The organism is Massilia eburnea, from assembly GCF_009720745.1.
Classification (GTDB): domain Bacteria; phylum Pseudomonadota; class Gammaproteobacteria; order Burkholderiales; family Burkholderiaceae_D; genus Rugamonas; species Rugamonas eburnea.
This window is the reverse complement of record NZ_WNKX01000007.1, coordinates 215511-235341: the sequence shown is the minus strand read 5'-3', so window position 1 is coordinate 235341 and position 19831 is coordinate 215511. Positions and strand designations below refer to the sequence as shown.

Genomic DNA, 19831 nt, shown 5'->3' with positions numbered 1-19831 from the left:
AGCGACCCGCGCAACAGTGGCGTTGCTGCCAATATGACAATGGCCTATGATCGACGGATGGACGCCTCGCTGCCAGAACCGGAGCTTCCGGTGCGCGACGCCGCCGTTACCCGGCGCGTTGGCCAGTTGCGCCTTGCCGTAGGCCTGGTGCAGGGTGGGCTGTTGTATTTTTTATACCATGCACAGCAGGCTGGCGCCTGGCCGTCAGGCCACCCGGCCTTGCAAATCCCGCTGGTCATGTGCGGAATCGTGCTGCCGGCCCTGCTGATTTCCAGCCTTGGCCACCTGGATCGTCGCCAACTGCTGCTCTGGCTGGGCGCGGCGGCGCTGGCGCTGGCCACCGTCTGCGTGCACGACGCCTGGCGCAATGCCCTTGATCCCGCCCCGCTCAAGCGTCCGTCCCTGTTGCTGTTCCCATTCAGCGCCGGTTTCTTCTTCGTTGCCCACAGCCTGGTGCTGGCCGGCGCACACGATGGCCGCCGCATTGCGCACTACGCCACGTGCTTTGAGAGCGCCTGGAAGCTGGCTATCCAGCTGCTGTTTTCCGCCATGTTCGTGGGCGGCGTCTGGCTGGTGATGTGGCTCGGCGCCGCCCTGTTCGACATGTTGAAGCTGCATTTCCTCGGGGAGCTGCTGCTGAAATCGTGGTTTTCAGTGCCGCTGGTGTGCGTGGCGTTTTCCAGCGCCATGCATACGACCGACGTGCGGCCCGCCATCGTGCGCGGCATCCGCAGCTTGCTGCTGGTGCTGATGGCGTGGATATTGCCGATTGCCGTACTGATGGTGGGCGGTTTCCTGGCGGCGCTGCCGTTCACCGGCCTGCAGCCGTTGTGGCAGACGCGCCATGCGACCGCCGTGCTGCTGGCCAGTTGTGCGGTGCTGGTGGTGCTGGTGAATGCCGCCTTCCAGGCCGGCGATGCGGCGGCCGCTCTTGCGCGCAGCGTGCGGTTTGCGGCGCGCCTGGCGTGCTTCCTGCTGCTGCCGCTGGTGCTGCTCGGGATGCATGCGCTCGGCCTGCGCGTGGGCGATTATGGCTGGACCATGGAGCGCGTGCTGGCTGCGGCCTGCCTGCTGGTGGGGACGGTCTATGCAGGCGGCTATGCGCTGGCTGCCTCCCGGCGCGCAGGGCCCTGGTTGGATGGCTTGCGGCAGGTGAACCTGGCGGCGGCTTTCCTCACCTTGGCGGTGTCGTTTGCCCTGTTCACGCCGATCGCCGACCCGGCGCGCATCGCCGTTTCCGACCAGGTGGCGCGCCTTGGGCGTGGCATGACGCCGGCGGACCAATTCGATTACGCATTCTTGCGCTTCCATGGGGCGCGCTACGGCCTGGATGCCTTGCAGGCGCTGGCGGCAAACGGCGCCGGCCAGCAGGCCGCCTTGGTACGCTCGCGGGCCGCCAGCGCTTTGCGCCAGCGCTACGAAGATCCGGGAACTGTAAGCGCTGCGTCGGCCGCCGATATCGCGGCCAATCTAAGTGTGTGGCCACGGGGCGCGGAATTGCCGGCGAGCTTCCTGCAGCAGGACTGGGCGGCCGCGCGCTTGCCGGCCCTGGCGCCGGGCTGCCTGCGCCGCGCCGGCAGCAAATGCGACGCCATCGTGCTCGATGCGGACGGCGACGGACAGCAAGAGGTTCTGCTGGTGGGCGCGACGCGCGGCGATGGCTCGGCTCTGCTGGAAGAGGGCGACGGCGGCTGGAGGGTGATCGCGCGGCCGCCCTTGCAACTGGCCGGCTGCACCGCCGTGCTGGATCGCTTGCGTGCAGGCGAATTCGCTCTCGCTCCGCAGCGCCTGCGCGACATCGACGTCGGCGGCCAGCGCCTTGCGCTGACGCCCGCCGATGCCGCTGCACCCGATTGCACGCAAACGGCTGGCGCCACGGGCTCACCGGCAGTGTCGCCCGCCGTTGCGCCAGATGCGGCGCCAACCGCCACGCCGGCCGTCGTGCGTTAGCGGCCTTCATCACCGGCATTGCAGGTCGCGCCCGCCAATCGAGCTCACCGCCGCGCGGTAGCAGCGCGCATCAGCGGGATTGTCGACCGTGTCGCCGGCCGCAGCGCTGCAGCAGTACGTCAACTAATCGTGACGCCTTGGCTCTCCAGCAAGGCTTTCATGCGGCGCCAGTGCGAGCCGCGCCAGAACACGCCATGGCAGCAGTCGCAGGTGAGGAATTCGTCCTGTGAGGCGCGCACCGACGGCGGGAGTTGATCCGCCACTTCGGATTTGGCGACAGGCCGCAGCGGCGCATTGCAAGCCAGGCATAACGTGAACGGACGCGCACTGGAGGCAAGGTCCAGCCGCTGGAAGACCTCCGCAAACTGCTGCGCAGGTTTCAGCGCCCGCACATAGCAGCCGTGCGTGATGCCGCGCCGCTTCAGCAGCTCGCGGTCGCGGGTGAGCGCGACGCGCCCTTCGTCCACCGACAGCGCCGCCACGGTGGGATCGTCGATGCGGTTGTCGTACAGCGTGTCGAAGCCCGCCATGCGCAGCAGCCGCGCCAGGCCGCCCAGGTGGGCGTCCGCCACAAAGCGCACGGTGCGCAACGGTTCGGCGCGCACGCGCAACAGCGGGCGTACGTCGAAGGTCTCGAATTTGGGATAGACTGCCACGCGGTCCCCATCGCACAGCAGGCGCTCGAAGCCGGACGATTCACCGTTGACCAGGATGACTTCAACTTCGGTGTGCGGCACGCCGAGCGCTTCGATCATGTGCTTGGTGGTGGCCGCTTGCGCGCACGGCACCGTGAACTCCACCTTGCGCCGCGCGCGCGGCAGGAAGTCGTTCAGTTCTTCGTAGAAACGGAAAGTGGCGCTGACCATACTGGAGATTACCATGCAAAAAATTACGCCGTGCCTGTGGTTCGACAACCAGGCCGAACAAGCTGCCCGCTTTTACACCGGCATTTTCAAGGATGGCCGGATCACCGAAACCAGTTATTACACGGACGCCGGCAAGGAAGTGCACGGCCAGCAGGAAGGGCGCGTACTGACGGTGGCATTCGAGTTGAACGGCCAGCCGTTCACGGCGCTGAACGGCGGCCCGCAATTCAAGTTCAACGAAGCCCTGTCGCTGCAAGTGCCGTGCGACACTCAGGAAGAAATCGACTACTACTGGGACAAACTGGGCAACGGCGGCGATCCGGCGGCCCAGATGTGCGGCTGGCTGAAGGACAAATACGGCGTGAGCTGGCAGATCTTCCCGCAGGAAATCACGCAAATGCTGCGTGACCCGGACCGCGAGAAGGCCGGCCGCGCCATGACGGCCATGATGGGGATGAAGAAGATGGACTTGGCGGCACTGCGCAAAGCCTACAACGGCTAGGCTGGACGCAGCGGGCACTCCGCTATCTGCTCTGTGATGCGCCGCGCCAGTTCCTCACGCAAGGCCTGCAAGCCATTGATGCGGCGGTCGATTTCCGTCAGCTTGGCTTGCAGCGCCGCGCGCAAGGCCGCAGCACTGTCGTCGGCGGGCGCTGTCAGCAGCGGCAAGTCCGCCTCGATCTCCTGCAAAGTAAAGCCCAGCGTCTGCGCAATGCGGATATAGCGCAGCAAGTCCGCGGCTTCTTCTGGATAGTCGCGGTAGCCGTTGCTGCCGCGGCGCGCCCGCAGCAGTCCGCGCTTTTCGTAATAACGCAAGGTATCGCGGCTGATTCCCGTCGCCTCGGCAAGTTCACCGATCTGCATGCTGCTTCCCTCAAAAAAGTGCTTGACCCTGGAGTGTACTCCAAGGTTTAAGCTGCGCAGCATGAAAACTTCAAACATCCCCAAACTGGTACGCGCCAGCGCTGCCTACGACCTGGTGCTCACCGCACCTTTCGCCACCCCGTGGACTTTCGCCATCGCGCACGGCAACCTCTCCGCGCTCAACCAGGCGCTGGGCGGGACGCCGCTGCCCGCCTTCGGCACCTTGCACGTGCTGTTCGCCTGCATGATGGGCTGCATTGTACTGATGTGGTCCTGGCTGCGCCTGCGCGACCCGCAGCCGCAGTTCGCCACTTACGACGGCGCCGGCCGCTTCATGTTCAGCAGCTGTTTTGCCTGGGCGTTGGCAAATGGCGGCCCGCCGTTATTGTGGCTGTTCATCGTTCCGGAAGTCGCGTGGGGCGTCGCGCAGTGGTATGCTGTTCCTCCGTTGAGCAGAATGGGGAGGGGATATGCAAGCGCAACCTTTGATCGCTGTCAGCAACGTTGAGGCGAGCAGCCGGTGGTACCAGAAAACCCTGGGCCTGAAGAGCGGCCATGGCGGCAACGAATACGAGCAATTGCTGCACGACGGACGCATGGTCCTGCAGTTGCACCGCTGGGACGCCCACCACCATCCCCATATTGGCAATCCAGAGCAGCGCCCATACGGCAACGGCGCGCTGTTGTGGTTCTGGACCGATGATTTCGACGATGCAGTGGACCGCGCGACTGCGGCCGGCGCCACCGTGCTGGAAGGACCGAAGGAGAACAGTAATGCCCAGCATCGCGAGCTGTGGCTGCGCGATCCGGAAGGGTATGTCGTTGTGCTGGCAGGGCCTTACGGCGACGTCGGCATGTAAATCAACTTGGAGATCTATGAGAGTAGGGTTGTGGGCGCCGGCAGTGCTGCTGGCCGTGGCTGGAACGTGTTCTGCACAGGAGGCATGGCGCGGCATTTGGGAGGGAACGATCGGCAAGCAGCCGGTCCGGGTGTGCCTCGACGACGATGCGCGCTACTACTACCTGAAGTATCGCGAGGATATCCATCTGGAGCCGGTCGAAGGGGCGGATGGCGGATGGCGGGAAACGGCAGGATATCAGGATGAGCCAACCGGGAAATGGCAGTTGGCGCAGGCCGGCGCCGACAGCCTGCGCGGCATCTGGTCTAGTCCCGACGCCAGCAAGCAGGCCCCCATCCGGCTCAAGCGGACCAGCGCCGCAAGGAGCACCGATCGCAACCTGTGCGAAGCAGGGCAATTCTTCAAGCCTGTGGCAGATGCGGAGAAGCTGATAGCCGGCCCGGTCAAGAAATTCGGCCGCCACGGCTACCAGGAACTCTCTACACGCATCCAGGAGCGCGGCAACCAGGAATCCTTTGTGCCCAACGCCATTGTTCTCCGGGATTACGGCGCAATTGGCGCCGCCGTGAACCAGACTTTGCAGGAGCGCTTGCGCCAGCGCCTGGCGCGCCATCACGATACACGCATGAACGGCCTGGCGGAATCGTTCGAGGAAGTGATGTGGCTTTCTGACCGGTGGCTGACGCTGCGCGACATGGAGTGGGCCGCAGGCCATGGCGTTTCGGGCAGCAGCACATGGTATGAAACATGGGATTTGACGACAGGCCACAGGGTCGACTTGTGGCGCTGGTTCAATGCGCGCAGCGGCGCATGGCACGAAGAAGCCGGACACGACGGTGCGGAGCAGGTCTTCACGACAAGCCGTGCGCTGCAAAAGGCAATTGGCCCGTTCGACAATAACGGAGGGGATCCCGACTGCAAGGATCCGGGCAAGTCTTGGCGCGACCCGCGTCTTGTGTCCGGTGGGATCGAATTTGAGGCAGGTGCTACAGGGCCATGCCTGGTGACCGCCGTCGTATCGTTCAAGGCTCTGCAGCCCTTCCTGAATGAAGAAGGGCTGCGCCAAGTGGCGGCTTTGCAGCGCGAAGCAGTCAAGCCCTGAGCGGCTGGTCTTACAGCCAGGTGGCGCGCGCCACGCGCAGCATATTGCGGCCCAGGACCTGCTCGATTTCATTGGGCGCCATGCCCAGCTTGCGCAATTCCAGCGGCAGCGATTTCCAGGCCGCAGGGGGAACGTAGGCGGGCGGACGGCCGGCGCGGTAGCCGGCCGACTCGGGCCACCAGCGTGCCGGGTCGAAGTCGCCGGGAGGCGTATCGTCCAGGTCCTTCTGGCTGACACAGATATCCAGGCCAATGCCGACATGCGCCGTCCCCACCAGGTCGGCAACGTAGGCGACATTGCGCGCCACATCGGCGGCGGTTGGCTGCTCGCTGCCCACAAACCAGGACAAACCCGAAATGCACACCACGCCGCCGGTTGCAGCGCAGGCCTGGATCTGCTCATCGGTCACGTTGCGGCCATGCGGCAGCAGCCCGAAAGGGTTGGCGTGGCTGAACACCACCGGCTTGCTGGACGCCGCCATGATCTCCAGGCTGCACAAGCGCCCGGTGTGGGAACAATCGACGATGATGCCGGCGTCGTTCACCGCCTGCAGTACTTTATGGCCCAGTGGCGTCAGGCCGCGCGCAGTGTCATGGCAGCCATCGGCAACGCTGTTGTTGCGGTTGTAGGCGAAATGCATCTGGCGCACGCCCAGGCGGGCGTAGACGGCAGCCATTTCCGGCTGGTCCATCAGCGGCATCGCGCCTTCCAGGTCGAAGCCGACGGCCAGCACGCCATCGGCAGCGGCCTGGATCACTTCATCGACGCCGGACACAAGGCGGAAGCGCTCCGGGTTGGCGGCGATGGTGGCGCGGTAGCCGGCGATCACGGACATCACCTGCGACACCGGATTCATGTCCATGCCCACATTGATCGACACGTAATTCACGCCAGCGGCATGCAGCTGGCTAAGGGGTGAGAAATCTGCCTGTGGATGCTGGGGCAGGCAGAAGTGGGCGTCCCAATTGATCATTCTTCAAGTGCTGTTGGTAGATTGATAGCAACCGTATAGTCGCATGAAATCCGGCGCAAGGTATACTGCCGGCTTATCCAATCGAAGCACACCATGACATTTTCCAGCCTGGGCCTCGCGCCCGCACTGCTCAACGCCATCACCGAGACCGGCTACAGCACGCCCACCGCCATCCAGACCGCAGCTATTCCGCCCGCCTTGCGCGGCGCCGACGTGCTGGGGCAGGCGCAGACCGGATCCGGCAAGACCGCCGCATTCGCGCTGCCGCTGCTGAACGCCTTGCTGGCCGCCGGCCGGCCCGCGAGCGGAACACGCAAGCTGTATGCACTGGTGCTGGCGCCGACGCGTGAACTGGCGGCGCAAGTGGGCGAGACGCTGCGCGGCCTGGCCTCGCACCTGCCGGTGCCGGTCAAGGTATCGGTCGCCTTCGGCGGCGTATCGATCAATCCGCAGATGATGGCGCTGCGCGGCGGCGCCGACATCATGGTCGCCACGCCTGGCCGCCTGCTTGACCTGGTCGACCACAACGCGCTGAAGCTCGATGGCGCCTCCGTGCTGGTGCTGGACGAAGCGGACAAGCTGCTGGACATGGGCTTCGCCGACGAAATCGCACGCATCATGGCGCTGCTGCCGGCGCGGCGCCAGAACCTGTTCTTCTCCGCCACCTTCCCGCCCGCGGTGCAGGCCCTGGCCGGCAAGCTGCTGCACGAACCGGTGCGCGTGGCCACGCAGGATGTGGAAGAACACACGCCGGACATCACCCAGCGCGCCATTGAAGTGGACCAGGCGCAGCGCACATCGCTGCTGCGCATCCTGATCAAGGAAGAGAAATGGCGCCAGGTGCTGGTGTTTGTCGCCACCAAATACGCCTCCGAGCACGTGGCCGACAAGCTGCGTCGCGGTGGCGTAGAGGCCGAAGCGTTCCACGGCGACTTCAGCCAGGGCGCACGCACCTCGGTACTGAACGACTTCCGCGAAGGCAAACTGAAAGTGCTGGTCGCCACCGACGTCGCCGCGCGCGGCATCGACATCGCGCAACTGCCCGTGGTGGTCAATTACGATCTGCCGCGTTCCCCGGCCGACTACACCCACCGCATTGGCCGCACCGGCCGCGCCGGCGCCTCCGGCCTGGCAGTCAGCTTCATCGCGCCGGACGCCGAACAGCACTTCCGCCTGATCGAAAAGCGCCAGAACGTACGCGTGCCGCGCGAACGCCTGCCCGGCTTCGAACCAACGGCAGAGGCCAAGTCGCTCCCACCCGGCGCCAACGACGGCACCGGCGGCATCAAAGGCAAGCGCAAGAGCAAAAAAGACAAGCTGCGCGAAGCCGCCGCCAAATCCCCCGCCAATTAACAGCCCAGCCCGTGTCCCACCTTGGGGTCACACCCGTTTCGGGACACGAGTTCAGCCATATGATGCTCGAGCTCGTGTCCCATTTCGGGTGTGACCCCAGGGTGGGACACGGGCTGGGCAGTGGGGCTTTCGCTATGGGGTGCTGGCGAGCTTGATGCGGCGGCGCAGGCGGGCGGCTTCGGCTTCGTCGCCGGCTTGTTCGGCGCGTTTGAGTTGGACATTCAGCCAGGCCAGTACGCCACGCCGCCAGCCTTGCGAGGAGGCGGTGTTGATGGCCATCGCCACCACTTCCGGTGTGGCGCGGTTGGCGCGCAGCAGGGCGCCGGCGGCGACCAGGCGCGATAGCGGGTCGCTGATGGCGGCTGCGGCGGCCGCTGCGGCGGTGTCGCTGCCGGCGGCGGCTACGGCGCGCTGCGCTTCTGGCAACTGGGCGGCGTCGGCGGCCGTTGCCTTGCCGGCCAGGTAGCGCGCATAGGCCTGGTCGGCTGCACTGGCATCGGGGGCCAGGGCTGTGAAGCCGGCGCAGTCTTCGAATTCCAGCGCCGCCACCTGCACCGCGCAGCGCAGCAATTCGACGCGGATCGCGTATTCGGGCTGGGCGGTGCTGCCGACCTGGTTGCGCGCCAACGCGAATTCGCGTTCGGCGATGGCGGTCTTGCCTTCCAGGTAGGCGCTGCTGGCGCGCTCGGTGGCGCTGGCTGCGTTGATCTGCCAGTCCGGTACGCGCGGGCCACTGCTGCAGGCGGTGAGCAGGGATGCGGCGAGTGCGATTGCGATTGTCTTCATGGGAGCTTGATCTCCGCCTGGCTGCTGCCTTTGAACGGCCATTTGCGGTTCAATTCATTGATCATCTGTTCGACTTTGCGCAAGTTGGCGTCCACCTCCGCCCGCAGCGCGCCCAGGTCTTCGGTGGCGGCGCGCGTGTTGGCGCCGACGGCTTGTGCTTCGACCAGGACGGAATCGAGTTTCTTGAGCGTGTTTCTCGCGTCGGAAAGCAGGGCATTCAGCTGCAGGACCGCGGCCTGGCTGTCGTTGGCCAGGCCTTTTTCGCCGAACACGCGCTTGTCAGCATTGCCTACCAGGCTGTCGGCCTTGAGCACCAGCGAGTTGGCATTGCGCAGCAGCTCGCGCGCCTTCTGGTCTTCGCCGGCCAGTACGCCCAGGGCGCCGCCGGGGCCATTCAGTTTTTCGGTCACGCCCTGTACATTGCGCAAGCTGGCGCCGAGGGCGGAGTCGTCGGCCGTCAGCGCTGCCAGATTGTTCAGCAAGTCTTTCGCCGACTGCAGGAGACGCGGGATTTCGGCGGCGGTATCGCCTACCAGCAGCGCGCGCTCGGAATCCGGCGCCAGCGGCGGGTCGGACGGGATGCCGGTGAAGGCGCGCAACTTGGCGCCTCCCACCAGGCCTTTTTCCAGCGTGAAGACGCTGCTGGTGCGCAGCCAGTGTGCATCTTTGCTCGGTACGTCGACCAGGATGCGCGCTTTGCCTTCCTGCGACAGTTCGATGCGCTGCACCCGTCCGATCGGGAAGCCGGCAAACGTCACGTCCATGCCGACCGCTACGCCTTCCGAATCGTCGGCGGTGAGCACCAGGCGCTGCGTGGCTTCGAAGGCTCCGCGCGCGTACATCAGGTACAGGACGGCGCCCAAAATCAGTGCCGCCAGCAGAATCAGCAAGGCGATTGCCTTGGCTTCGGCGTTGTGAACCGGCGCCGGTTCGGGAGGGGTAATCGTGTCGCTCATATCGTCAGTAATAATTGCCCATCAGGGAAGCTGCTTCCACCACCAGGATCACGGAAAACATGCGCACCATATCGGCCAGCCCGTGGGCCGCGCCGATACGCCGCAGCAGCGGGCTGGTGGCGCTGCTGTAGTAAGAGGAGGCGAGCGGGATCACCGCCACCGCCAGGCTGAAAAACACCACTTTCAACGCCAGGATCAGGCACACGGCCGGATTGAAGATCTGTCCCACCACGCGGGTGTAGCCGGGTAGCGCCCACGGCGTGAAGCCATACATCACAAGATAGGCCAGCACCAGGGTGAGCAGGCAGCTGACCGCAGCCAGCATCCACACCGCAAACACGCCGGCCGCGGCGCGCGGATAGAACTGGGTGCGCAAAGCGGCGCGCGCGTCCGGGGCGTTCCCTGCTATCCTTTGCTGCGCGAATTCGACGCCGGCCGGCAGCGTGGTGCGCAGCGCCACGAACAGCGCGGCCGTCAGCGGCACCAGTTCCAGCACCAGCACCCGCACCACCATTTCCAGCGCATAGCGCGACAGGCCGTAGCTGGCCGAGGTGACCACGACGATGCGGATGATGATAAGGCTGATCAGGGCGCACAGCACGGAAAACCAGACCAGGTTGACGGTGGTGGCGATCACGATCTGTTCGGACAGCATGCGCCGGTTGTCACGCCGATAGCTGGATGGGGCCAGGGCGCGCGTGAGCAGCAGGGCGGCGAACTGCAGCAGCTGCCACCAGCTGTTTAGCCATGCAATTGCGGAGCGGTGGGCGTTCATGGTTGGCATACTAGCATTAAGAATAAGCTATGGTGTATCGTACTATGTTATGAAACTACTAAAATTCTTCCTGTCCGCCGCGCTGGCATGCTGCGCATTCGTGGCTTCCGCCGCGCCAGAACTGGCCTCCCAGCTGCCGCTTGATCCCCTGGTCAAAGTGGGGAAACTGCCCAATGGCCTCACTTACTACATCCGCCAGAACCAGCGCCCGGAAAAGCGCGTGGAATTGCGCCTGGTGGTGCGCGCCGGTTCGGTATTGGAGGACGAGGACCAGCTTGGCCTGGCCCACTTCACCGAGCACATGGCCTTCAATGGGTCGACCCACTTCAAACGCCATGAACTGGTGTCCTGGCTGCAGTCGGTGGGCGTGAAGTTCGGCGCCGACCTGAATGCCTACACCAGCTTCGACGAAACGGTGTACATGCTGCCGATCCCGGTCGACAGGAAGGAGAACCTGGACAAAGGCTTGCTGGTGCTGGAAGACTGGGCCCAGGGTGTGACCTTCAACGACGCCGACATCGATAGTGAGCGCGGCATCGTGCTGGAAGAACTGCGCCTTGGCAAGGGCGCGACCGACCGCATGAACAAGGTGCTGTTGCCGAAGATTTTCAACGGTTCCCTGTACGCGCACCGCCTGCCGATCGGCAAGGAGGAAATCCTCAAGACCTTCAAGCCGGAAGTGATCCGCCGCTTCTACAAGGATTGGTACCGTCCCGACCTGATGGCCGTGATGGTGGTGGGCGACGTCGATCCGCAGGAGGCCGAGCGCCTGGTGATCAGCCATTTCTCGCGCCTGGTGAACCCTGCCAATCCGCGCCCGCGCAACTACGCGGAGATCCCGGAACGCAAGGCGTCGGAAGCCATTGTGGTAACCGACCGCGAATCGCCTTCGAACCTGGTGACGATCCGTTACCCGTTCATGCAGCGCACTGAATCGAAGACGGTCGGCGAGTACCGCAAGGAGATCGTGGAGCAGTTGTCGGCCGCGATGCTGAGCCAGCGTATCGCCGAACTGTCGCAGCAAAGCAATCCGCCTTTCCTGCAGGGCTATAGCAGCATGGCCAAGGCGGTGCACGGCTACCGCTCTTTCGTTTCCAGCGCCGTGGTCGGCAAGGCCGGCGCGCTGCCTGCCATCCGCGCCGTGGTGGAGGAGGGCGAACGGGCGCGCCAGCTGGGCTTCAGCGCAGCGGAACTGGAGCGCACCAAGCGCAGCATGGCGCGCTATGTCGAGACTTTGTACAACGAGCGTGACAAGACCGAATCGGCGGTTCATGTGGCCGAATATACGCGCCACTTCCTTGATGGCGAATCGATGCCGGGCATCGAAAACGAATACAACTACCACAAGGATTTGCTGCCGGGCGTGACGCTGGAAGAAGTCAACGCCCAGGTGCGCAGCGCCATCCCGGTCGGGCAGAAGAAGCTGATCATCTTCATGGGCAACGACAAATCGGGCACCGTGGTGCCGGATGGGAAGCAGATGCTGGCCACCGTGGATGAGGCGGAAAAAGCCACCATGGCGGCGCATGAGGAAAAGGCACTGGCCGCCAGCCTGCTGGCGCATCCGCCCAAGCCTGGGCGCATCGTCAAGGAGTCCGAGGACAAGGCGCTGGGCGTTACCGAGCTGTTGCTGTCGAACGGGGTGAAAGTCCTGCTCAAGCCGACCGATTTCAAGAACGACCAGGTGCTGATGAATTCGACCCGCTTTGGCGGCCAGTCCATGGCGGACGAGGGCGATATTGTCAATGCACGCTATGCCAGCGCCATCCTGGCCAGCATGGGCGTGAAGGATTACGCGCCGCTGGACTTGCAGAAGATCCTGGCCGGCCGCAGCGTGCGTTCGGCCTACGCCATCGGCAATGTGACGGAGGGCTTCGGCGGCGGTTCCAGCAGCGCCGACGTGGAAACCATGCTGCAGCTGGCTTACCTGCAAATGACGCAGCCGCGCCGTGATCAGGCGCTGTTCGACGTCTTCATCGACAAACAGCAGGAGCAGGCGCGCAATGCGCTGGCGCGCCCGGATGCGGTGCTGGTCGATACCATGCGCACGACCTTGTACGGCAACCATCCACGGGTGCCCTTGACGCCGCGTCCGGAAGAACTGGATGGCATCCGTCTTGACCGTGTCATGGAAATGCACAAGGAGCGCTTGTCCAGCGCCTACGGCATGACCTTCGTCTTCGTCGGCAGCTTCGAGCTGGCCAAGATCAAGCCCCTGATCGCAACCTATATCGGCGGCATGCCGGCGACGAAGATCCCGACAGCGTACAAGGATCGCAATGTGCGCCCTGTGCGCGGCGTGGTGAAGAAAGAAGTGCGCCGCGGCCGTGAAGCGAAGAGCCAGGTGGACATTGCCTTCACGGGCGACGCCAAGGTTGACGAGGTGGAGCAGATGCGCCTGCGCGCCCTGATCGAGATCATGCAGATCAAGGCTACCGAAGCCTTGCGCGAGCAGCGCGGCCTGGTCTACACCGCCAGCATCACCGGCGGCATGGGCCGCTACCCTTACGGCAATTACTCGATCAATATCGGCTTGCCGACTGCGCCGGAAAACGTGGACAAGGCGATCGAGGCGACATTTGCCGAAGTGCGCAAGCTGCAGGAAAAGGGGCCGGAAGAAGCCGACCTGGCCAAGGTGAAGGAGAACTGGACGGCCAATTACCGCAAGGCGCTGCGCGAAAACGGCTGGTGGGCGGGCAACCTGCAGCTGTCGGTAGTCAACAAGACCGACCCGAAACTGCTGCTGCGCCAGAACGAGATGATCGCCAGCCTGACGGCGGCCGACGTGCAGGCTGCGGCCAAGCGCTATTTCGATTTCAATAATTATGTGCAGGTGGTGCTGCATCCGGCCGAAGAGAAGTCCGATGCCAAGCCCGAGGCCAGCCCGGTGGCAAAGCCGGAGGCGGCCGCCGAAGCTGGTAAACTCCCGGCTGGTTCCTGATTTTGAGTTGTTGTAAATGCATGGTTTTCGTCCCGACCTGGCGCGCTGGCGCCAACTGCCATCGCCTGCCTGGCTGGCGCGCCTGCTCGCAGGCGTGCCCGTGCTGGCAGCGCCGGGCGGGGCGTGGCGCCTGTTCGAGGTAGGCTGCGGCAGCCTTGCCGCCTACGAAGGCGGCCATATTCCGGGCGCCGGCTACATCGACACCAACCGCCTGGAAGTCCAACCTTTGTGGAACAAGGTATCCGACGACGCCTTCCTGGCGCTGCTGCTGGAAAACGGCATCCGCCACGACACCACCGTCATCCTGTACGGCCGCAATTCCCTGGCCGCCGCCCGCGCCGCTCACCTGATGCTGTACGCCGGGGTGGCCGATGTGCGCCTGCTTGATGGCGGCCTGGATGGCTGGCTGCGCGCCGGGCACGCGCTGGAACAGGGCGCAAGCCCCGCGCCGCAAGCGGCGGCCAGCTTCGGCGCCGCCTTCCCTGCGCGTCCTGATTACCTGATCGACACCGCCCAGGCGCGCGAACTGCTGCAGCAGCCGGACGGCGCCCTGGTCAGCATCCGCACCTGGCAGGAGCACGTCGGCGCCACTTCCGGCTACAGCTATATCGATGCGCGCGGCGATATCCCGGGCGCGCGCTGGGGCCGGGCCGGCAACGACGGCGACGTGCACAGCATGAGCGAATACCAGCATGCCGATGGAACGATGAAGCCTTCCGCGGAAATCAGCGCGCTGTGGCGCCAGGCAGGGATCGAGCCCGGCCAGCGCACCGCGTTCTATTGCGGCACCGGCTGGCGGGCTTCGCTGGCATTTTTCTATGCCTGGCTGATGGACTGGGAGCGCATCAGCGTGTACGACGGTGGCTGGTGCGAATGGAGCCGGGTCAATCCGCCTGCATCATGTAGCGGATAGCGGCTTTAAGCTGCGCGGCGTCGAGTTCGGGCTTGCCGCCGCGGGCGGGCATGGCGCCCACTCCTTGCATCGCGTTGCGTACCAGGCCATCCAGCCCGCCGGCGCGCTCCATGCGTTGCTGCCACTCCTTGCCTTCACCGAGCTTCGGCGAGCTGACCATCACATTCTCGGCAGCGTGGCAGGCGATGCAGACCGCTTCATACACTTCGCGGCCCGTAGTTTGCGCCGGACTGGCCCCGGCGGCCAGCAGCCCGCAGGCTGCCAGCAGGGCGGTTGCCAGGCGCATGCTTACTTCTTGCCTTCCTTGGCGTTGAACATCTCCTTGGCGTAGACGATGCCCAGGCCGTAGCCGCCGCCGTGTTCAGAAGCGATCTTCATGACGGGAGCGTAGGTCTCGCCGCGGGCCCAGTCGCGCTGCAGTTCCAGCATGTACTGCAGCCAGGTGATCGGACGGGCGCCGGCTTGCACCAGGCGCTGCACGGCCATGTCATGCGCTTCTTTCGATACGCCGCCGGAAGCGTCGGTCACGATGTAGACCTGGTAGCCCTGGTCCATGGCCGACAGCGCCGGCTGCACCAGGCATACCTCGGTCCACAGCGCGGCCATCACGATCTTCTTGTGGCCGGTCTTCTGCACCGCATCGACCACGCGCTGGTCTTCCCAGGTATTCATGGTGGTGCGGTCGATCGGGGCCTGTTCAGGGAATACGGCCTGCAGTTCAGGGAAAATCGGGCCGCTGAAGGATTTGGCGGCGACCGTGGTCAGGATGGTTGGCACCTTGAAGGTCTTGGCTGCTTTGGCCAGGCCGGTTACGTTGTTGCGCAATTCTGCGATATCGATGGAGCGGGTGGCAAAGGCCATTTGCGGCTGGTGGTCGATCAGCAGCAAGGTATGGTTGGTCGGCGTGAGCAGCTGTTCGGCTGGCGGTGCTGCGTGGGCGCTGGCGCTGAAGGCCAGGATGACTGGCAGGGCTGCTTTGATCAGGGATTTGAAGTTCATGTCGTGCTCCGTAGTTGTGGGGTTGCGATGGGGTGAACTTTAATAAATCCTCGAAGCGTAATAAACTGGCGATTACGCAAATGATATTTACGTAAAATGGAACAATATGATCTGACCGACCTGCGCGCCTTTATCACGGTGGTGGAAAGCGGCAGCTTTGTGCGGGCAGCGGAACAGCTGGAGGTCAGCACGGCCGCCGTGAGCCGCCGCATCGCCACCCTGGAATCGGCGCTGGGCAGCCAGCTGATTACGCGTACCACGCGCCGCAACGACATCACCGATGCCGGGCGCGCCTTTTACGCTGACGCGCAAGCCGTATTCCAGCTGCTCGATGAGGCACAAGAGCGCGTGCGCCAGGGCCAGGACACGGCCAGCGGCACGCTGCGCGTGGCGGCGCCGCTCAGCTTCGGCATTCAGAAGGTGGCGCCGGTGCTGCCGCCCTTCATGCGGCGCCATCCCGAGCTGAAAGTGCAGCTCTTGCTGGAGGACCGCACCACCGACCTGCATGCGGAGTCGATCGACGTGGCGCTGCGCATCGGCTTCCTGCGCGACTCCTCTCTGGTAGCGGCGCGCATCGGCACGGTCGGGAGGGTGTTCGCGGCCGCGCCGTCCTACCTGCGGCGTGCGGGCAAGCCGAAAACCCTGGCGGCGCTGCGCGGCCACTCGGTGTTAAATTACAGTCTGCTCAGCGTGCGCGAAGAATGGGGGCGGCTGATCGGCGACCCGGGCGAGCAGCTGGATTTGAAAGTGCCGCTGGCGGCCAACAATGCCGAAGCGCTGGCCGAATGTGCGGTCCAGGGCATGGGCATCGTGCTGCTGCCGCAGTTCGTGCTGGCGCCGGCGCTGGCCGACGGCAGGCTGGTGCAGCTGCTGCCCGATGCCAGCCCCGAACCCTTCGGCCTGTTCGCGGTGCGGCCGTCGCGCCAGTTCACGCCGGCCCGTCTGCGGCTTTTCATCGATTATTTGCGGGAGTGCGGTTTTTAAAGGAGGTGCAGATGGAACACCTGCCTGGACCCAGCGGCTTGCCGCTGGTAGGCAATATTGGACTCGATGCGGCACACTTCCACCAGACGCTGGAACAATGGGCGCGCGAACATGGCCCGATTTACCGCTTCCGCATGATGGACCGGCGCTTCATCGTCAACAGCCGGCGCGCCGACATCGCGCAGATCCTGCATGACCGTCCGGACCAGTGGCGGCGCACCAGCCGCATTGCCGGCATCCTGGAAGAAGCCTCGGCGCGCGGCGTGTTTTCGGCGGAAGGCGAAGAATGGCGCCGCCAGCGCAAAATGGTGATGCGTGCGCTCACGCCGGAAGTTATCAACCGCTTCCATCCCACCTTGGAAGCGATGACGGAGCGCTTGCGCCGGCGCTGGCTGGCGGCCGCCGAAGCAGGGCAGCCGCAACGGCTCCTGCGCGACCTGAAAGCCTTCGCGCTCGATGTCGCCATCGGCATGGCGATGGGCCAGGACCAGGACATGCTGGAGAACGAAGACAATCCGCTGCAGCAGGATATCGAGTTCGTCTTCGGCCAGGTGGCGCGCCGCGTGGTGGCGCCGGTCACATACTGGCGCACAATCAAGCTGCCGGTCGACCGCGCGACCGACGCGGCTGGCCTGCGCATCCGCTTGGCCGTTGATGGTTTCATCGCCGATGCGCGCGCACGCATGGCGGCCAATCCAGCCCTGTACGACAAGCCCAGCAACCTGCTGGAAGCCATGCTGGCGGCACGCGACATGCCCGATTCGGGCATCAGCGACCAGGTGGTGCAGGCCAATGCCATCACCATGGTGTTTGCCGGCGAGGACACCACGGCCAATACCATCGCCTGGCTGCTCCACCTTCTGTCGCAACATCCGCAAGCGGCAGCGCGCCTGGCGCAGGAAGCCGATTGTGCAGCCAACCTGGAAGAAATGCCGTATCTCGAGGCCTGCGTGCAGGAAGCCATGCGGCTCAAGCCTGTGGCGCCGCTGATGGGGGCGGAGGCGGTGCGGGACGTGGCGCTGGACGGGGTGCAGGTGCCTGCCGGCGTAGTGGTGTTCCTGCTGCTGCGCCATTCCTTCGCGCTCGAAACGCCGCTTGACGATGGCGCTGAATTCCGCCCCGAGCGCTGGCTGGATCCGGCCATGAAGCAAGTGCTGGAAGACCCCGCCCGCAAGATGGTGCCCTTTGGCGGCGGCCCGCGCTTTTGCCCCGGGCGCTACCTGGCCATGAGCGAGATCCGCATGGTGATGTCGATGCTGATGCGCAGCTTCACCATCCACGCCATACCCGGTGCGGCGGCGGTGGAAGAAATGTTCACCTTTACCATGACGCCGAGCGCCTTGCCCCTGCTTCTGCGACCGCGCCAGCTGTGATAGGCTTGTTTGCATACCAATATTTCATGAGGCGAGTATGTTGAAAAAGACCGCAATGGCCCTGATCCTGGTGCTGGTCGTGATCCTCGGCCTGGCCTTGACGCAGCCCGACAGTTTCAAGGTGCAGCGCAGCGCTACCATCAAGGCGCCCCCGGCAAAGGTTATGGCCTACCTGAATGATTTCCACCAATGGCCGGCCTGGTCGCCGTGGGAAAAACTGGACCCGAACCTGCAGCGCACGTTCGGCGGCGCCGCCAGCGGCAAGGGCGCAACCTACGCCTGGAACGGCAACGACAAGGTTGGGCAGGGCCGCATGGAAATCCTGGAAAGTGCGCCCACGCAGCTGGACATCAAGCTTGACTTCATCAAGCCCTTCGCCTCTTCCAACCGCACGGAATTTGTGCTCCAGCCGCAAGGCGACGCCACCGTCGTCACCTGGACCATGACGGGGCCCAGCCAGTTCATCACCAAGTTGATGGGCGTGTTCTTCAGCATGGACAAGATGGTCGGCAAGGATTTTGAAAAGGGACTGGCCCAGCTGAAAGCAGCGGCGGAAAAATGATTCCCGCCCGCCGCGGCAACAGGAAAGTGCAAGTGCGCCAACAGGTCTATACTGGAGCTAATCACTCCGCTTGGGGGCTGCCATGAAACCAATCCTGTTGTTCGCCGCGGCCCTGCTGGCTGCCCAAAGCGTACTGGCTGCTCCCGTGCGCACCGACCATCCCATTGTCGGCACCTGGCGTTTTGAGCTGCCGGATGGCTCATGCCATGAGATGTACCGCATCAGCGCTGACGGCACGGCCCTGATCACCAGCGCCGCCGAGATAGCGGAAACCGAATTCGATATCGACGACCAGCCGGACGGCGACGGCTTTTACCGCTCCAACGACAAGATCGTCAAAGACAACGGCAAGAAGGATTGCACCGGCGAGGTGACCGCGATAGGCCACGTCATCCAGGCCTTCATTGTGTTCCACCCATCGAACAATATGTTCCTGATGTGCCAGAAGCGCGACATGGCCAGCTGCATCGGCCCCTTCGTCCGCGTGCACGGCACGGAAATCTGAGCTAGCGGCCGGCCGCCCGCCACGCCCCCGGGTTCATGCCCGACCACTCGCGGAAGGCATGGGTGAAGGCGCTTTGTTCCTGATAGCCAAGCAGGAAGGCAATATCGACCAGCGACAGGCCGGGCTGGCGCAGGTAGTCGCGCGCCAGCGAAAAACGCGCCTCGTCCAGTACCTGCTGGAAGCTGGAGCCCGCATCGGCCAGCTTGCGCTGCAGCGTACGCGGCGCCAGTCCCAGGTCTTCGGCCACACTGGCCACGCGCACCTGGCCTTGCGCCAGGCGCCGTACGATGGCCTCCTGCACCTGCGCCACGATGCCCGCTGCACTTGGCGCGGCGCGCTGTTTGAGCAGGTGTTCGGCGTGCTGCTGCAGCACCGGGTAAAGGCTGACGTCCGCATTCGGCACAGGCCATGCCAGCAGCGCGGCTTCAAATTGCGCCACGTTGGCCGTTGCATTGAAACGGGGCAGGGCGCCGAATACGCGCAGGTATTCGGCGTGGCCGGCCGGATCGCCGCCGTCGTGCATCAGTGAGAGTTCGGCCGGCGGCAGCGCGGTGCCGGCCAGCCAGTTGCCGAACACGCGGATGCCGGCGAATACGCTGTCGACCAGGTGGCGGCAGCGTGCCGGATAGTTGGAGTGCCAGGTATAGCCGGCAAGCCCGCCATGGACCTCCAGCGTCGAGCGCCCCAGGTCGTGCGCCAGCTGTTCGTAGCGCATGGTCTGTTCGAAGGCATGGCCGAAATCGCGGCAGCTAAGCAGGATCAAGCCATACACTGTATAGGTGCCCAGTTTGACCCGCTCGCCCACGTGCAGGCCGAAATGCGGGTCATCGGCCAGGCGGGCGGCGAGGTCCAGCAGCTTGACATAGATGTCGGCTGGCAGCGCTTCCGGCAGCGGTTCCAGCGTGCCGGCCGGCAGGGCCGCGGCCTGTTCCAGCGCCTGCGCCGTGACCCCGCGCGCTGCCGCCGCTTCCAGCATGGGTTGCAGGTAGGAGCCCGCAACTCGGGCGGACTTGGCATGATCGAGCAATTCGGCTGGCATGAAAACGCAATACTGTCAGGAGGCGATGGT

At 64.7% G+C, this 19831-nt stretch carries 21 protein-coding genes; 12 read left to right on the top strand and 9 right to left on the bottom strand.

Features of this window, described 5'->3' with window-relative positions:
• Positions 1-57: 57 nt before the first annotated feature.
• Positions 58-1950 carry a DUF4153 domain-containing protein gene (locus GM658_RS11975; protein ID WP_155454266.1) on the top strand — a complete coding sequence of 631 codons (1893 nt, stop codon included), beginning with the start codon at positions 58-60 and terminating at the stop codon, positions 1948-1950.
• 119 nt (positions 1951-2069) lie between these two features.
• Here the strand turns inward: GM658_RS11975 and GM658_RS11970 are convergent, their stop codons facing one another.
• Entirely contained in the window at positions 2070-2816 is a 747-nt protein-coding gene (locus tag GM658_RS11970; RefSeq protein ID WP_155454316.1) for a Mut7-C RNAse domain-containing protein, read from the bottom strand.
• Between the two features lie 13 nt (positions 2817-2829).
• On the opposite strand from GM658_RS11970, the gene GM658_RS11965 reads away from it, so the two are divergent.
• Positions 2830-3318: a VOC family protein gene (locus tag GM658_RS11965; protein WP_155454265.1), complete on the top strand. Its 489-nt coding sequence runs from the start codon at positions 2830-2832 to the stop codon at positions 3316-3318.
• Here the strand turns inward: GM658_RS11965 and GM658_RS11960 are convergent.
• Positions 3315-3680: a MerR family transcriptional regulator gene (locus tag GM658_RS11960; protein WP_155454264.1), complete on the bottom strand. Its 366-nt coding sequence runs from the start codon at positions 3678-3680 to the stop codon at positions 3315-3317. The two genes, GM658_RS11965 and GM658_RS11960, sit on opposite strands and share 4 nt — an antisense overlap.
• Positions 3681-3741: 61 nt before the next feature.
• Here GM658_RS11960 and GM658_RS11955 point away from each other — a divergent pair, with 61 nt between their 5' ends.
• From GM658_RS11955 to GM658_RS11945, 3 genes are read left to right on the top strand one after another with little or no spacing between them, the layout of a single operon-like run.
• Positions 3742-4188, top strand: a complete 447-nt coding sequence (locus GM658_RS11955) for a hypothetical protein (protein ID WP_155454263.1) — start codon at positions 3742-3744, stop codon at positions 4186-4188.
• Positions 4151-4540, top strand: coding sequence for a VOC family protein (locus GM658_RS11950; protein WP_155454262.1), 390 nt, complete (start codon positions 4151-4153; stop codon positions 4538-4540). Before GM658_RS11955 ends, GM658_RS11950 begins: the two co-directional genes overlap by 38 nt.
• Positions 4541-4556: 16 nt before the next feature.
• Positions 4557-5642 (top strand): hypothetical protein, encoded by a 1086-nt coding sequence (locus tag GM658_RS11945; RefSeq protein ID WP_155454261.1) that lies wholly within the window; start codon positions 4557-4559, stop codon positions 5640-5642.
• Between the two features lie 10 nt (positions 5643-5652).
• Here the strand turns inward: GM658_RS11945 and GM658_RS11940 are convergent, their stop codons facing one another.
• Complete coding sequence (locus tag GM658_RS11940) at positions 5653-6615, bottom strand: dipeptidase (RefSeq protein ID WP_155454260.1); 963 nt, start codon at positions 6613-6615, stop codon at positions 5653-5655.
• Between the two features lie 93 nt (positions 6616-6708).
• On the opposite strand from GM658_RS11940, the gene GM658_RS11935 reads away from it, so the two are divergent.
• Positions 6709-7968, top strand: a complete 1260-nt coding sequence (locus tag GM658_RS11935) for a DEAD/DEAH box helicase (RefSeq protein ID WP_155454259.1) — start codon at positions 6709-6711, stop codon at positions 7966-7968.
• Between the two features lie 132 nt (positions 7969-8100).
• Here the strand turns inward: GM658_RS11935 and GM658_RS11930 are convergent, their stop codons facing one another.
• Genes GM658_RS11930 through GM658_RS11920 form a run of 3 tightly spaced genes read right to left on the bottom strand, consistent with a single transcriptional unit; the run spans position 8101 to position 10485 of the window.
• Positions 8101-8754, bottom strand: coding sequence for a hypothetical protein (locus GM658_RS11930; protein WP_155454258.1), 654 nt, complete (start codon positions 8752-8754; stop codon positions 8101-8103).
• The gene (locus GM658_RS11925; RefSeq protein WP_155454257.1) at positions 8751-9710 is read right to left on the bottom strand and encodes an MlaD family protein; all 960 of its coding nucleotides are present in this window, start codon (positions 9708-9710) and stop codon (positions 8751-8753) included. The genes GM658_RS11930 and GM658_RS11925 overlap by 4 nt, the downstream gene beginning before the upstream one ends.
• A gap of 4 nt (positions 9711-9714) precedes the next feature.
• Complete coding sequence (locus GM658_RS11920; protein WP_229416868.1) at positions 9715-10485, bottom strand: ABC transporter permease; 771 nt, start codon at positions 10483-10485, stop codon at positions 9715-9717.
• Positions 10486-10534: 49 nt separating this feature from the next.
• Here GM658_RS11920 and GM658_RS11915 point away from each other — a divergent pair, with 49 nt between their 5' ends.
• Complete coding sequence (locus GM658_RS11915) at positions 10535-13426, top strand: M16 family metallopeptidase (RefSeq protein ID WP_155454255.1); 2892 nt, start codon at positions 10535-10537, stop codon at positions 13424-13426.
• 16 nt (positions 13427-13442) lie between these two features.
• On the top strand, positions 13443-14339 hold the full coding sequence (locus GM658_RS11910; RefSeq protein WP_155454254.1) for a sulfurtransferase: 897 nt from the start codon (positions 13443-13445) through the stop codon (positions 14337-14339).
• Here the strand turns inward: GM658_RS11910 and GM658_RS11905 are convergent.
• The gene (locus GM658_RS11905; RefSeq protein WP_155454253.1) at positions 14311-14625 is read right to left on the bottom strand and encodes a c-type cytochrome; all 315 of its coding nucleotides are present in this window, start codon (positions 14623-14625) and stop codon (positions 14311-14313) included. The two genes, GM658_RS11910 and GM658_RS11905, sit on opposite strands and share 29 nt — an antisense overlap.
• A 2-nt stretch (positions 14626-14627) precedes the next feature.
• Positions 14628-15338 carry a hydrolase gene (locus tag GM658_RS11900; protein ID WP_155454252.1) on the bottom strand — a complete coding sequence of 237 codons (711 nt, stop codon included), beginning with the start codon at positions 15336-15338 and terminating at the stop codon, positions 14628-14630.
• A gap of 96 nt (positions 15339-15434) precedes the next feature.
• Here GM658_RS11900 and GM658_RS11895 point away from each other — a divergent pair, with 96 nt between their 5' ends.
• The 4 genes from GM658_RS11895 to GM658_RS11880 all read left to right on the top strand — a co-directional run bounded on the left by GM658_RS11895 (position 15435) and on the right by GM658_RS11880 (position 18762).
• Positions 15435-16322: a LysR family transcriptional regulator gene (locus GM658_RS11895; RefSeq protein WP_155454251.1), complete on the top strand. Its 888-nt coding sequence runs from the start codon at positions 15435-15437 to the stop codon at positions 16320-16322.
• An 11-nt stretch (positions 16323-16333) separates the two neighbouring features.
• On the top strand, positions 16334-17695 hold the full coding sequence (locus GM658_RS11890; RefSeq protein WP_155454250.1) for a cytochrome P450: 1362 nt from the start codon (positions 16334-16336) through the stop codon (positions 17693-17695).
• A 37-nt stretch (positions 17696-17732) separates the two neighbouring features.
• Positions 17733-18257 (top strand): SRPBCC family protein, encoded by a 525-nt coding sequence (locus tag GM658_RS11885; protein WP_155454249.1) that lies wholly within the window; start codon positions 17733-17735, stop codon positions 18255-18257.
• 82 nt (positions 18258-18339) lie between these two features.
• On the top strand, positions 18340-18762 hold the full coding sequence (locus tag GM658_RS11880; RefSeq protein ID WP_155454248.1) for a hypothetical protein: 423 nt from the start codon (positions 18340-18342) through the stop codon (positions 18760-18762).
• Between the two features lies 1 nt (position 18763).
• Here the strand turns inward: GM658_RS11880 and GM658_RS11875 are convergent, their stop codons facing one another.
• A complete protein-coding gene (locus GM658_RS11875) occupies positions 18764-19801 on the bottom strand; it encodes an AraC family transcriptional regulator (RefSeq protein ID WP_155454247.1) in 1038 nt (345 codons plus the stop codon).
• Positions 19802-19831 lie beyond the last annotated feature (30 nt).

Bases quoted from the DNA above. Each gene is read 5' to 3' on its own strand.
- GM658_RS11960 (WP_155454264.1), bottom strand. From the start codon at position 3,680: ATGCAGATCGGTGAACTTGCCGAGGCGACGGGAATCAGCCGCGATACC.
- GM658_RS11970 (WP_155454316.1), bottom strand. From the start codon at position 2,816: ATGGTCAGCGCCACTTTCCGTTTCTACGAAGAACTGAACGACTTCCTG.
- GM658_RS11895 (WP_155454251.1), top strand. From the start codon at position 15,435: ATGGAACAATATGATCTGACCGACCTGCGCGCCTTTATCACGGTGGTG.
- GM658_RS11950 (WP_155454262.1), top strand. From the start codon at position 4,151: ATGCAAGCGCAACCTTTGATCGCTGTCAGCAACGTTGAGGCGAGCAGC.
- GM658_RS11975 (WP_155454266.1), top strand. From the start codon at position 58: ATGGACGCCTCGCTGCCAGAACCGGAGCTTCCGGTGCGCGACGCCGCC.
- GM658_RS11955 (WP_155454263.1), top strand. From the start codon at position 3,742: ATGAAAACTTCAAACATCCCCAAACTGGTACGCGCCAGCGCTGCCTAC.
- GM658_RS11910 (WP_155454254.1), top strand. From the start codon at position 13,443: ATGCATGGTTTTCGTCCCGACCTGGCGCGCTGGCGCCAACTGCCATCG.
- GM658_RS11945 (WP_155454261.1), top strand. From the start codon at position 4,557: ATGAGAGTAGGGTTGTGGGCGCCGGCAGTGCTGCTGGCCGTGGCTGGA.
- GM658_RS11925 (WP_155454257.1), bottom strand. From the start codon at position 9,710: ATGAGCGACACGATTACCCCTCCCGAACCGGCGCCGGTTCACAACGCC.
- GM658_RS11890 (WP_155454250.1), top strand. From the start codon at position 16,334: ATGGAACACCTGCCTGGACCCAGCGGCTTGCCGCTGGTAGGCAATATT.
- GM658_RS11930 (WP_155454258.1), bottom strand. From the start codon at position 8,754: ATGAAGACAATCGCAATCGCACTCGCCGCATCCCTGCTCACCGCCTGC.
- GM658_RS11920 (WP_229416868.1), bottom strand. From the start codon at position 10,485: ATGAACGCCCACCGCTCCGCAATTGCATGGCTAAACAGCTGGTGGCAG.
- GM658_RS11900 (WP_155454252.1), bottom strand. From the start codon at position 15,338: ATGAACTTCAAATCCCTGATCAAAGCAGCCCTGCCAGTCATCCTGGCC.
- GM658_RS11965 (WP_155454265.1), top strand. From the start codon at position 2,830: ATGCAAAAAATTACGCCGTGCCTGTGGTTCGACAACCAGGCCGAACAA.
- GM658_RS11915 (WP_155454255.1), top strand. From the start codon at position 10,535: ATGAAACTACTAAAATTCTTCCTGTCCGCCGCGCTGGCATGCTGCGCA.
- GM658_RS11875 (WP_155454247.1), bottom strand. From the start codon at position 19,801: ATGCCAGCCGAATTGCTCGATCATGCCAAGTCCGCCCGAGTTGCGGGC.
- GM658_RS11905 (WP_155454253.1), bottom strand. From the start codon at position 14,625: ATGCGCCTGGCAACCGCCCTGCTGGCAGCCTGCGGGCTGCTGGCCGCC.
- GM658_RS11940 (WP_155454260.1), bottom strand. From the start codon at position 6,615: ATGATCAATTGGGACGCCCACTTCTGCCTGCCCCAGCATCCACAGGCA.
- GM658_RS11880 (WP_155454248.1), top strand. From the start codon at position 18,340: ATGAAACCAATCCTGTTGTTCGCCGCGGCCCTGCTGGCTGCCCAAAGC.
- GM658_RS11885 (WP_155454249.1), top strand. From the start codon at position 17,733: ATGTTGAAAAAGACCGCAATGGCCCTGATCCTGGTGCTGGTCGTGATC.
- GM658_RS11935 (WP_155454259.1), top strand. From the start codon at position 6,709: ATGACATTTTCCAGCCTGGGCCTCGCGCCCGCACTGCTCAACGCCATC.